The sequence below is a fragment of the Variimorphobacter saccharofermentans genome (assembly GCF_014174405.1).
GTDB lineage: Bacteria > Bacillota > Clostridia > Lachnospirales > Lachnospiraceae > Mobilitalea > Mobilitalea saccharofermentans.
Map to the genome: position 1 here is coordinate 3,993,351 of NZ_JACEGA010000001.1, position 13,166 is coordinate 4,006,516.

The 13,166-nt window shown below is 37.7% G+C and carries 11 protein-coding genes; 3 read left to right on the plus strand and 8 right to left on the minus strand.

The genetic code is table 11. The features are described from left to right. Nucleotides 1–284: 284 nt before the first annotated feature. Entirely contained in the window at nt 285–2,777 is a 2,493-nt protein-coding gene (locus H0486_RS17470) for an alpha-L-arabinofuranosidase C-terminal domain-containing protein (RefSeq protein ID WP_228354211.1), read from the minus strand. A 160-nt stretch (nt 2,778–2,937) separates the two neighbouring features. Continuing rightward, a complete protein-coding gene (locus H0486_RS17475; protein ID WP_228354212.1) occupies nt 2,938–3,924 on the minus strand; it encodes an aldo/keto reductase in 987 nt (328 codons plus the stop codon). A gap of 556 nt (nt 3,925–4,480) precedes the next feature. On the opposite strand from H0486_RS17475, the gene H0486_RS17480 reads away from it, so the two are divergent. Both H0486_RS17480 and H0486_RS17485 read left to right on the plus strand, forming a co-directional pair. Next, nucleotides 4,481–5,074 carry a TetR/AcrR family transcriptional regulator gene (locus H0486_RS17480; RefSeq protein ID WP_228354213.1) on the plus strand — a complete coding sequence of 198 codons (594 nt, stop codon included), beginning with the start codon at nt 4,481–4,483 and terminating at the stop codon, nt 5,072–5,074. A 122-nt stretch (nt 5,075–5,196) separates the two neighbouring features. Further along, on the plus strand, nt 5,197–6,180 hold the full coding sequence (locus H0486_RS17485) for an aldo/keto reductase (RefSeq protein WP_228354214.1): 984 nt from the start codon (nt 5,197–5,199) through the stop codon (nt 6,178–6,180). 185 nt (nt 6,181–6,365) lie between these two features. On the opposite strand, the gene H0486_RS17490 is transcribed toward H0486_RS17485, so the two are convergent. The 6 genes from H0486_RS17490 to H0486_RS17515 all read right to left on the minus strand — a co-directional run bounded on the left by H0486_RS17490 (nt 6,366) and on the right by H0486_RS17515 (nt 12,063). Next, a complete protein-coding gene (locus H0486_RS17490) occupies nt 6,366–7,112 on the minus strand; it encodes a carbon-nitrogen hydrolase family protein (RefSeq protein ID WP_228354215.1) in 747 nt (248 codons plus the stop codon). 280 nt (nt 7,113–7,392) lie between these two features. Further along, nucleotides 7,393–8,628 carry a nucleotidyl transferase AbiEii/AbiGii toxin family protein gene (locus H0486_RS17495; RefSeq protein ID WP_228354216.1) on the minus strand — a complete coding sequence of 412 codons (1,236 nt, stop codon included), beginning with the start codon at nt 8,626–8,628 and terminating at the stop codon, nt 7,393–7,395. After that, nucleotides 8,612–9,367: a winged helix-turn-helix domain-containing protein gene (locus H0486_RS17500; RefSeq protein ID WP_228354217.1), complete on the minus strand. Its 756-nt coding sequence runs from the start codon at nt 9,365–9,367 to the stop codon at nt 8,612–8,614. The genes H0486_RS17495 and H0486_RS17500 overlap by 17 nt, the downstream gene beginning before the upstream one ends. A gap of 212 nt (nt 9,368–9,579) precedes the next feature. After that, the gene (locus H0486_RS17505) at nt 9,580–10,218 is read right to left on the minus strand and encodes a hypothetical protein (protein ID WP_228354218.1); all 639 of its coding nucleotides are present in this window, start codon (nt 10,216–10,218) and stop codon (nt 9,580–9,582) included. 298 nt (nt 10,219–10,516) lie between these two features. After that, nucleotides 10,517–11,308, minus strand: a complete 792-nt coding sequence (locus tag H0486_RS17510; protein WP_228354219.1) for an ABC transporter ATP-binding protein — start codon at nt 11,306–11,308, stop codon at nt 10,517–10,519. Then, nucleotides 11,284–12,063, minus strand: coding sequence for an ABC transporter permease (locus H0486_RS17515; protein WP_228354220.1), 780 nt, complete (start codon nt 12,061–12,063; stop codon nt 11,284–11,286). The genes H0486_RS17510 and H0486_RS17515 overlap by 25 nt, the downstream gene beginning before the upstream one ends. A 209-nt stretch (nt 12,064–12,272) precedes the next feature. Between H0486_RS17515 and H0486_RS17520 the strand changes: the two genes are divergently transcribed. Next, entirely contained in the window at nt 12,273–13,160 is an 888-nt protein-coding gene (locus H0486_RS17520; RefSeq protein ID WP_228354221.1) for an aldose 1-epimerase family protein, read from the plus strand. The last annotated feature ends 6 nt before the right edge of the window (nt 13,161–13,166 follow it).

Here is a 13,166-nt window from a genome sequence, read left to right on the forward strand (position 1 = left end):
ATAAAACTGTGCTAAAGTACAACTTCAACCTACAGTGGTTTTCCAATCAAATTTAAATAGCCAATGACCTGATTAATTCATCAAGCCACTGGTATTCTTATTTAATATTTGTGAAACGCTCTGGTGAGTATCTTCTATTCTTCCTAAGCCTAGGTCGGTGTTCATACCATAATTTAACCTCCATATAAAAATGAGCCGTTTTACGACATGCTCAGGTCATTAATTTCAATACATATGAATTGATAGTCCATTCTTCGGTTTCGCTTTGTGATTCCCAATCAATATTAGCGAGGATTTTTCTTTAAAATAAGTACATTCACGGATAGTGGTGCCGCATTGAATACAAATTCTCTACCTGCGCCATATAAAATCTCCACTCTGTCACGTACATGCTCCGGATCCTCAAGAGTGTTCTCTGCATCAGCCTTTCCTGTAAGATATTCCACTCTATATTCTGGCTCCACATCACAATCCAGGGTAATCCGGACATCATCCACATTTTCTGAAAAGTTGACCACTTTTACGATAACCTCTTCATCGGTATCCGTGCATACAGAACACATGGAAGGATAATTCGGGAGTTCAACAGTCTGAATCAGTTCGTCGTTCAGATATAAATCAACCTCGGTATCCCTTAATACATAGTGAACCTTATTAAATTCTCCATACTGCACGTTCACATTGACCGACTCAGCAACAGGCTCGAGTCTGAAGGCGCCTCTCATAAGAGTAGCCTGACCATCTCTGAACATCCACCTTAACGGCTCAAGATTGAACAGCATCCACGGATCCCTCGGATTCGGGTTCATACGATCATAGAAGCTGAATGGCTTCGGTGCACATAGCATTCCCACACCGGTATCCTGCTCTTTCTCCATATAGAGTTCAGCTTCGAATTCATATACTCTTTTGTCAACATCAGCATCGGTTCCGAGTGCCACCGCCGAGAACACCTTAAATGGAGGCTTTTTGCGTGACATTTCATTGTCATCGTCCATAACCACCATTTTACAGTTATCTGCATCGATCACTTTACCAAAGATATTCTTATATGGTTCTGCTTCGATTCCATTAAGCCTTGCATTCCGATATTTCACTCCGAAATCACCGGTAATCATCGGTAGACCGTGAAGATCACGATAGATCTTACCCGTTTCCTCATCAGAAGCAATAACCTTCTTACCCCGGTTATTACCGAATAGCTTAAACACATAGTAGCTTGGAATTCCATAGCTTCTATAATTGTCAAAGATCAGAAGATTCGGGTACCACGAATAAAAATGTACATGTTCAAAGAGCGGGGCATACGAGCACATCTTCACTTTATCCTGATTACGCTCGAATCCAACCATGAACATGGCCTCTGATACCGCTGCACGAAGCTGTCCCTCATATGTCTGATTAACAGCAAACTCCCCGATATATACATCTGGCTTTGTACGATCATAATTATCATATAGGCCGACATTTTCAGCGTAGAACTCTGGCATGTTGTAAAAATGATCATCCACGATATCGCACTTTGTTCTCTCACTATGGTCATTGGAGATGATGAGCATATCTGGATATTCATTAAGGATGGCCTTGCGAATCTGCTCAAAACGGCTCTCATATTCCGGACCGCTGTTCTCATTACCAATCTCCAGATATTTGATAGAAAAAGGAGCCGGATGTCCCATAGATGCACGCAGACCTCCCCATTTGGAATCAACAGATCCCATCGCATACTCCAAGGCATCTAGCGTATCCTGTATGATATCCTCCATCTCATTATCATTAAAGTAAATTGGCCCACGACCCTGACAGGTCATGCCACAGTTGCACACATAAAGAGCCTGAAGGTTTAGATCTTCGCAAAGTTGCAGGTACTCATGAAACCCCAGTCCGTTGGTCGTGCGGTAATGCCACAGAAGCCAGTGACTTGGGCGTTCCCACACCGGTCCGACCGTTTTCTTAAATAACATGGCAGTCTCCTTAGTGAAACCTTCTACGATGCACCCTCCCGGAAATCTTAGGAACGCTGGCTTCATCTCCTGAAGTTTCATAACCAGATCCTTTCTGAGGCCATGATTCATATAAGTATCCGATGGCATAAGCGACATGAACCCAAAAACAACATCACCGCCATCAGGCGCGGTAATCACAAACTCAGCAGTTCCTGTCGTTGCCACAGAAGTAAGAACAGCATCGTATCTGGTCCACTCCGAGTTATTAATCTCAATTGATGCTTTAGAAAGCAACTGTTCCTTATCTATCGTATTCACGCCTTCCATTGGCTCTGTGCGAACAACAGATAATTCAAGCCTGACCCTTTCCGCAGCTTTGGCAAACATATAAAAATGATAACTTCTCCCCTCTTCCTGCGGAACTCCGGCATATCCAATATTTCTTATGCTTCCATTCTTGTGAAAGCTTACCTTCAGTGACACCCTCCGGTTAACATTCAGTGTATCAGTATCATCAATTTCCATCTCCGCATCATTGCAGTACCAGGCAGGGATGGGTGTAGCCTTAATTTTTCCTTTCATGACCCAATCGGTCATACCCTCTCCGTTGTTGAACTCGTCAATCCATCCGGTTGGAGAAACAAAAGTCTTTCCAGCATCAGAAGTTGTACAGCCTTCCGGAAGAAGAGAATCCTCGAACGTTCTGTTTCTGAGAAGCTCTGGATATAGTCCTCCGTCTCCTGCATGACTGATGTCCTCAAAAAATATGCCGTATAAATCCGGTGCCGTGTCAAAGCGTTTCTGTTTTGTTTTTACATTAATCCTGCTCATTATGATTTCTCCTTTTGACGATTATCATCGTTTATTTTTATATACTCTTATAAAGTCCATCCACTCTTATTTTTCGCAAGCATCTTTCCTCCATCCTAAATGGCATTTGTGGGCAATTATTTTACAATAGCAGGAGTTCACCATTGTATCATTATGCTTCTTATAGCATCTTTAAACTTTCCGCATTTTCCCTTATACGAGCAATATCTGCCGAATCTAGCGTAATATCTGATCCCTTTACATTATCTTCTAATTGTTCTATCTTTCTAGCACCACACAAGACATTCATATGATTGCCTTGAGCTAGTAACCAGGCAATTGCCAAATGAGTTGGTGTGCAATTATACTTTAAGCAAAGATCCTTCCAGCTGTCTACCATGTCAACCACCCTCGGAAGATTTTCAGGCTTAAAAGCCTTCTGATCATAACGGGTAGTACCTTCTACAGCTACGTAATCTCTTCTTATTTTTCCTGTTAGAAGTCCCTGTTCCAAAGGAGAATAAGCTTGAAAAGTTATACTATGTTTTTTTGCTATGGGAAGAAGATCTTTTTCAACTCTCCGATCAATGATACTATATTTTTCTTGGATTAAGTCCAGTTGACCATATTTCGTATAATCTTCAATGTGGCTTATATTCACATTAGATGCACCGATGGCCCGGATTTTTCCTTCTTTCTTTAATTCTGTTAAAGCTTCCATTGTTTCACTGACAGGTGTTAAAAAAGGTTCTTTACTTTGCCAATGAGTAATATATATATCAATATAGTCCGTACCTAAACGTCTCAAACTGTTCTCCAGGTCATCTCGAATGGCTCTTCTCGTAAGATTTCTGTATACATTCTTACCATCCGCACTGAAAAAGAAGCTTCCTTCTTCATCCGTCCATCGTAAACCGCATTTCGTTGAAATAAGAACCTTGCTTCGTCGGTCAGAAATCGCCTTCCCCACTACTTCTTCGCTATGTCCAAAGCCATACACAGGAGCTGTATCAATCAAATTAATACCTTGATCTATAGCTGCATGAATCGTTCGAATCGATTCCATATCATTATTCTCGCCCCACCAAGTACCTCCGCCTATTGCCCAGGTTCCAAGAGCTACTACTGATGCATTTAGATCAGATTGTCCAATTCGTTGATATACCATAATCTACCTCCTTTGCTATCCCTTAATAAAGTACCTGCTATTGATGACCAACAAAACTTTCATCATCTTTTATATAATTATTACATATTAAATAAGAACTTAAAAGTACCAATGTGTATAAAAACGATAAGAACCACTCGAATCCCGTTATCCGCTTAATTGAGAAAGGACATGTGATACTGATTTTCAAGTATTACATGTCCTTTCTCATAATATGATTCATAATGATTCATATAAATAAATCAGAAAGAATATATCATGGCCCCGTTGGCTCATGTTATCACAAAGCCTTATATCGTCCGTTTGATTTAAAGTAGTTACATACAACAGAAGTATTATTCTCCACAATATCCGAAACATTGGTTTGGTAAATTGAAAAACCACTTTCCCATTCATTCGGAAAATTAATAATTCTGTAGGTACTTTCCTTTTATTTATGAAAGTAAAGGTAATATCCAGGAAAAATTACAATAAATATTTGACAATATTAAAAAAATATGTTATTTTTAACTTACCAACCAGTTGGTTGATTATTCTGATAATGGAGGTCTTTATTATGGGGCAGGGATCTGTAACAAAGGAACGGATCTTTCAGGTAGCACTGAAGACCTTTGCGTTACACGGTTTTGAAGGTGCACGTATGGATAAGATAGCTGCCGAAGTCGGTATTAATAAAGCTTCTCTTTACTTTCATTTTAAAAGTAAGGAAGATATTTTTCGGGAGCTTTTTCAAGATATTATAAAGAAATACCAGGATAAGATGAAGACAATCGTTACTGGATTCAAAGATATGCCATGTAAAGAGCGTTTAAAGGCGATATATCAAGAATATCTGGAATACAATTTGGATAATGCTGAAATGGATTTCTGGAATCGGATATATTATTTGCCACCCTCCAATCTGAGAGAAGAAATTATTTCGATTACTTCAGAAAGCAAGAAAGAATTTATTGCTGATCTGGCTATTATTATGGAGGAAGGTATAAAGAAAAAGGAACTTCAGCCAATGAATCCCTATCATATGGCGAACGCATTTTACTATATTCTGACCTGTATCGATTTATCGTCAGACTTAATGGATAAGGAACAGGCTCTCTTAGAAATGGATAGCTGTTTTGAAGTTCTATGGAATGGAATAAAAGGTATGTAAGTACCTTTTATTTTATCATCATTATTCTACCAACTAGTAGGTAGATGTAGTGTCAGAATCGAAAACTTTTGAAAATAAAGAGTCATTTTGAAAGATTAATAATTTAAAAGGAGGACATTTATATGGAACAAAGAGTTTTAGGAAGATCAGGTATTAAGGTAAGCCCTATGGGCCTGGGCAGCTGGGCTATCGGAGGTCAATTTTACATGGACAATAAAATTGATGGCTATGGTGAGACCGACGATCGCATGTCAATCGCAGCAATCCAAACCGCGCTGGATTTAGGTATCAACTTTATCGACACCTCAGATTCTTATGGCATTGGACATAGTGAACAGTTAATCGGAGAGGCTATAAAGGGTCGTAGATCTGAGATCGTTCTCGCCACCAAGTTCGGTTACATTGGTAGTGAAGCGACAAAAACCCTTCATGGTTACAACGTATCTCCGGATTATATTGAAAGAGCCTGCGATGCTTCTTTGAAACGTCTCCAGACAGATTATATTGACCTCTATCAGCTTCACGTGTGGGAAATTAGTCTCTCGGAGATTGAATCTGTAATCCCAACCCTTGAAAAACTCGTCTCCAAAGGAAAGATCAGAACTTATGGCTGGAGTACAGATTTAACAAGCGGTGCCAAATTATTTGCAGAGCAACAAAACTGTAGTGCCATTCAGCAACAGTTAAATATCCTTGAGGGTAACCAGGAAATTACGAAGTTATGTGAGGAAAAGGGACTTGCCAGTATTAATCGAAGTCCTTTAGCAATGGGATTTTTAAGCGGTAAATTTAAGAGAGACACTACGATACCTAAGGACGATGTCCGCGGAGCTGGTCATTCCTGGGTGGGGATATTCAAGGATGGTAAACCAAATCCCGCTGCTTATGATAAACTGACTGCCATCCGTGACATTTTAACTACGGGAGGAAGGACTTTAGTTCAGGGATCCCTCGCTTGGATATGGGCTAAAAGTGGTGTTACCATTCCGATTCCAGGTTTTAAAACCGTAGAGCAAATTAAAGAAAATGCCAAAGCCATGGAATTTGGTCCACTTTCTCAAGATCAGATGATGGAAATAGACAAAATATTAAAGAGTATGGATTAATTATGTTTACCCCCGATATTTTTTCATAGATGACGAAGGTCCCAGGATTTTAGCCCGAATTCTGGGACCTTTGCTATAATATCTCTTTGGGAATCCACTGTAGCAATTTATTGTTAATGCAGGCAAACCTAATCGTCCCCCTCCCATAGCACTCTATCTGGTTAGTTCATACAGGAAGTTAAGCCTTAATTTATTATGATCTTTCCCTTCCAATTCTCATTACAGTTCTGTGCTACAAGTAAACATTCTGAAGAGCTATCGGCTGATAAAACTAAGTCTCCTTTATGTGACCAAATGGAGCTACAGCCACCAGCCTCCGTATCATAGTATGCTCCAACATAATTAGACATTAGAACGTTCATTGAATATTCCTTCGCAATATATTGTAAGCGTTTGAGCCCTTCTTGAATTCCATTAGTAGAGTAAAAGATACTTGCAGCATAATAATTAGATTTCTTGTTTTTAACATGCTGTATATGTTCATCATTTTCAATATCATAACATATCGCAAATGACAGATGCTCATTATTAAGTGTTATGTCCGGGTCATATTGTGTACTTAGGAAATAATACTGCTCTTCTCCTTGATGTAGATACTTCTTAATATATATCATCTGATGATTGGCCGGTGTAAAAATAAACGAAGAAATATATAGTCGATTTTCCAACAACAAAGGTGCACCAGCTACAATCATAATATCATGTTCTATTGAAGCATTTTGAAAACAAGCTAATCTGGAATCGTTGTTAATAAAACATTGTTCTCTTGCTAACTCTCGTTCGTATCCAGTGATCGATAATTCAGGAAAAATAATAATCTTTGCGTCATTTTGAGCCGCCAGCTTAATATAATCCATATGTTTTTCAATATTTTGCTTATAATCCATCCTGACGGTCTTAATTTGTGCAACAGAGAAAATAGTATTACTCATATAGAATACCTCCAATAATTAGATGGATACTTTATATCACTGGAATACATTCAACATGCACCATGATGTTTTTTTATTATAAGCAAACTACAGCTCTATGTCGAATTAGAATTACTAAATTTACCTATTATCTGTATTTATTACATTTTACATATGTAGGCTTTCAGGGTCGATATCTCAGATGAGTAAATAACTTACGCTTTTAATTAGATGTCAATTGAGAACCAAATCGGATACGTCATATTTTGATTATGTGATTCATATAAGTTTAGACGTCTCATCATGCTTCTTCTATGCTTTTTCTTATCTCATCTATATTATCCTTATTAACTATAGCCCAAAATATCCTGACTGGCCTTTTTCCTTTTAGCTCTTTTACATCAATGCAAGAATAAGATCCAAATCTCTCTTGTATCGTCTGTTTTATTGCTTTAATCTTCGCTCCTCGCTCTTTTCCCTCTAAACCATCAAATTGCAACAGTCTTTCTATCTCTATTGCAGTATCGACTATATTCCAATCATTTTCATCAAGAATTATTTCATACATTAACTCAACAAGCGCAGCTCCGCAAGCCACAACCTGAATATTAAAATCAACCTTTGCATTCAAATAAAGGCTGTTAAAATCATTTATTGCCTTCTTTAATACTAGGTCATTTCCGCTGTCCGCTCTTTTATATCTAAGCATCTGAATTCTCACATCAGCTCTTATTTCATCTATATCAAATTTTATATTCCGACTCTCACACTCTTGCTGAGCACGCTCCAAATACTTATTCCTTACTTCATTAATATCAAGCTCTATAAAGTGTAAATGTGACAACATCCAAATATCATAAAATTGTTTTATTTGCTCGTCCAGTCTGTCATTTTGAACGCCTATAGTGTTTGGTCCAAGTGTGGTAAGCTTATCCGCAAACAAATGATTTAGTGACAATATTTGATATTCTGACTCACTGTTTACGGCAAATATATTACTGCCATTAACAAGCTTGTACTCGATAGGTCCTCTTTGCATAATGAACTCGACTTTTACTTCCTGAGTAGAATTATGCTTTTCATCACTTCTTAACTCTTTTGGAGTTAGTACAGATGGAACTTCAACATAGTATGTATAAAGTGGAAATGAGGTCTTTGGATTACGCGGTTTATATTCCTTCCATGAGAAAACACCGCCATTTTCATTGAATTGACTCACTATAGTCTCAAGTACGTAATCAATCTCTTCCTTACTTCCATTAAAAATCATGTCTATATCTATACTTGTTCTTTGTGCTTCTATCGGCAAGTAGAACTGTGTCGCTGCTCCACCCTTAAGTACTATTCTTTCTTTAAAATTCTCCTGAATTTGCAGAAATAATTCTAAATCCCATAAGAACTTTTCCATTCTCTCCATGTTTTTAAAACCATATTCATGCATTCTGGCTTCAAAGGTTTCTCGAAGAAAAGCTTCTGGTTTATTGATTAATCTGTCCTTATATGATCCCACAGTTTTCCTCCTAAATGTATTTAACAATTTCTTTTGCACCTTCAGATACATATTGATTTTCAACAATATATCTAATATCAAATTGTAAATTTCTCTTATATGACATAGTGATCATCTTCTGCTTATCTATTGCTCCGAGACGAATCATATTGCTATATGTTCTTCCAAGCTCCTGTAACGACATAGGATATGCATTTCGTGTTATAGCATAAAACAAATCTATAAATGCTTTTTCAGTTAATGCAACATTATTTTCAGAATAACTAAAATTGTCGGTGATATAGATAATAACATTAGGCCTCATAATTGAATTAATATAGTTGCTATCAAGGTTTTTCATCGTATTTGCTTTGATGGCTATTATTTCGTTTTCTTTAAGTAAACGTATAATTTCCTCTTCCGTATTCTTTTTCACAAATAACATAACTGGATATTCTTCCGGAATATGCTGCATGAATTTTAAAACAATATCTATTCCTGAAAAATAATAATCGTATCCTTCAGAATCTAAAATATACCCAACTTTTTTCGCTGTCTCTGAGAGGTATACTGCCGATTTCCCTTTTATCTCATTAAGTGAATAAACCCCATTCCTAATTCTTTTTAAATAACCTTCCTTTACCAAATTATATATAACCCAATATATACTATTTGCTTTTAGATCCGGGAATAGTAACGAAATATCAGACACCATAATATATACCTGATTACTTAAATTTTCTTTAATTATATTGTATTTAGCTTCTAGTGATGAGGGTTTCTTCATAGACATCTCCTTAATCTATAATCATGCCGCAAATATAATATTTGCGGTTACTTTTATGATTACAATTTCTTTTCTCTATTATACAACTATAATAAAATAAAATCAATAAAATAGCCGCAAATATTATATTTGCGGCTATTTTTTTATTTAAATATAAAAATATACCATTGTAATATTGATTATAAATACTACAATAAAACTGTGACGATCATCTATTTCGAAACCGCCCCTATAATCACTGTTCCAATCCAAATAATCGAAGCCACAATAGCAAGCGCCAATATGATAAACCATGCTATCGTCACCTTAACACATCGTTTTTCTTTTAGTGCTAATACCATCATGGATATCACATCTACCGTGAAGAAGAACTGAAAGATGCTCGTAATAACTGAGAGAAACTTTCCATGAATCTTTTCTTTATAGGACATCCATATATATCCTACGGAAAATGGCGCCGCACCCACCATTGCAATCCATCCCAAAATTGATAGAGTAGTTGCAATCGTTGGTCCAACAAACGCCATGATAACGACGGGTGTAAACATAAGCAATAACGAAAGTACAATTGTCAATCCTCCAACAATATATAAAGGAATTAATGAATACTTGATTAGGATTGCGCAATTCAGTAACCTGATTCTACCAACCTTATCTTTAAGCAAGATAACTACAATAAGATTGATAATCCCTAAAAATAATGGGAATTCACAAGACCAGATCGCAAGCTTTTCACTCTCCATAATGCTATTTACTACAGCAAAAATAACTGGATAAATATATATAGCAAGTGCATAAAATCCGGCTAATATGTATATTGGATGAAATCCTTTTTTATACTGATCATTCACAATAAACTACCTCACTTATTTCGGTACTTGAATCGTATCTAACATATATTGCCCTACCACGTTAATATCAGGAGTAGTACCGTCACCCACATCCGTAACTGCTATATCAATCAGATAATTATTTATGTATAAATCATAGAGTACCTGCTTAATTACATATTCTTTACCTTCTATTTTTTTTGAAAGTTATATTGAAATCTTCAAGTATTACTACAACTTTATTCGAATTTATACCCTAGGCTTAAAATTAATGTTCCCTTCCTTGCTGTATATTATTAGGCAAGCCTCTGCGGGCATCTTACTTTCTTACTTCCAGGTATTCCTGATATACTTTGCTCCAAATATAGTTCTTTAATTCCAAAAATCTTGGTTCCATTCTGGTTTCCTGGCTACGTGGATGCGGAATATCAATATCCACAATTTCCTTAACGCATCCGGGTCTTGCACTCATAATCACTACCTTCTGTCCCAGAATGATCGCTTCATCTACATCATGAGTAATAAAGTAACAGGTCTTTCTCTCTTTTTCCCAGGTCTCAAGAAGCTCCTGCTGAAGCTGTGTTCTGGTCTGGGCGTCCAAAGCACCGAAGGGCTCGTCCATCAAAAGGATGGATGGGTTCACCGCATATGCTCTTGCTATGGCAACTCTTTGCTTCATACCGCCGGACAGCTCCTTGGGATAATGGTTCACAAAGTCCTCAAGCTGTACCATTTTGATATACTTCATCGCAATCTCTTCTGCTTCTTTTCCCTTAATTCCTTTCAGCTTTAATCCGAACATTACGTTCTTCTTCACTGTCAACCAGGGAAATAATGCATACTGTTGGAATACCACGCCTCGTTCAATTCCGGTTCCGGATACTTCCTTTCCATCGCAGAACACTTTACCGGAGGTTGGTGTATCAAGACCTGCTATAATATTTAATAAGGTGGATTTACCACATCCCGAAGGTCCAACAACAGTAATAAATTCATTCTCTTTAATGTCCAAGCTGACGCCGTTAAGCGCAACCATTTCGCCATTTCTGGTGTTAAACACCTTGCGGACATTATCTATTTTCACTTTTACACTTCTCTCTTCTCCTGCCATCCTGTAAACCTACCTTCTAAGAATTTCACTAATTTTTCAACCAACATTCCGATAATACCAATAATAATGATGTATAATAACATAGGCGCTGATTCAAAGCTGTTATTCAATGATCGAATTCTCATACCCAGACCGGCAACCGCTCCCGTTGATTCTGCTGCGATCAGTGTTGTTAATGCGGTAGAGCTTCCCAGTCTGATTGCTGTAATGATAAATGGTAAGGTTGCAGGTGCAATTACCTTAAAGAAAATATCCTTATCGCTTGCGCCTAATACCTTTGCTGCCTTAATCAGAGTATGATCCACATTAATAACACCCTGATATATAGTAACTGTCATGATTAGAAAGGTTGCTATGGTAATAACGATAATCTGTGGTTTACGTCCGACACCTGCTGATATAACGATCAAAGGAACGTATGCCAGAGGCGGAATATTACGTATAAACTGGATCCATGGTTCGATGATATTTCTGACCGGTGCATACCATGCCATTAATATTGCCACCGGTAGGGATAATATAAAGCCAATTCCAAACCCTGCTATTACCGAAATTAAACTGCTTGATATATCCGTCCAGAACACTCCTCGCGAAATCATAGTTCCCATTGCCTTTAATGTAACAACTACATTCGGAAAGCTTCTTGCCGTCTGTGGATTGAGTGACAAAAGATACCACAAAACCATTGCTGTCGCAAATGACATCGCTAACCAAGCCAATTTGGGAATTTTGCCGACCTTCTTTTTATTTTTCATATTAACCTCCATTTTGTCGATAACCCACGAATTTGGGCGCCAGCACAAATTCGCTCTCCTTTATCATTTCAAATAATACTTTTTTGTTATAATGTTATTTTAGCATTCTGCCTGTAAATTATAAGGTTGAAATTTTTTCACCCTTTTTTCTTCCGGGATAAGGTGCTTACATAATAGGTAGTAGCTATATGATGCAAAGGAGTGAATTCATGAATATAACATTAAAGTCCGAGGGCTATCAAATCACAGTCAATACCATAGGAGCCGAGCTAAAATTCTTCCAAGCTCCATCCGGTAAAGAATTTATCTGGAATGCAGACCCTGCTTATTGGATGCGTTCCTCACCCCTGTTATTTCCCAGTATCGGTAATGTGAGAGATAATAAAACGATTATAAATGGTACAGAGTACCCTATGCCAAAGCATGGCTTTTGCAGGGATATGGAATTTACCGTGGTATCCTCCGGTAAAGCTCATGCAACCTTTTCATTAGCATCTAATGAAGATACCTTGAAATATTATCCCTACCATTTTGAATTATTACTTTCCTATGAACTGAATGGGAATAAAATAAAGGTAGTCTATGAAGTATGTAACAAATCCGAAGAGATTATGTATTACCACATCGGAGCTCATCCGGGATTTATGTGCCCCTTAGAGGTAGGAGAAACCCTTGAGGATTATGTATTGCAATTAGATCAGAAGGAACATATCTCATCCATCGTATATGACCTCCAAAAGCTCTGCTTTCAATCATCAAAGGCTGGTATCACTTTAGAAGACAGCCCCCTTCTTCCTCTATCTGCAGAATTGTTCGATCAGGATGCCATTTATTTTCGTCATACCGGCTCACATGGTGTCAGCCTGCTTAATCCGGTAACAAAGAAGGGGATTCATATGGCTTATCCCGACTTTTCTTCCATTGCCTTTTGGACACCTGCCGGTGGTAATGCCCCATTTCTTTGCCTGGAGCCCTGGAATGGCGCAGCCATATTCGACGATGAGGATGATGTGTTCTCTCACAAGAGGGACATTCAGTCTCTTAAACCGAATGAGGCCGCATTCTATAAGCTGGAGATTTCATTACTTGGATATTGAGCTAGT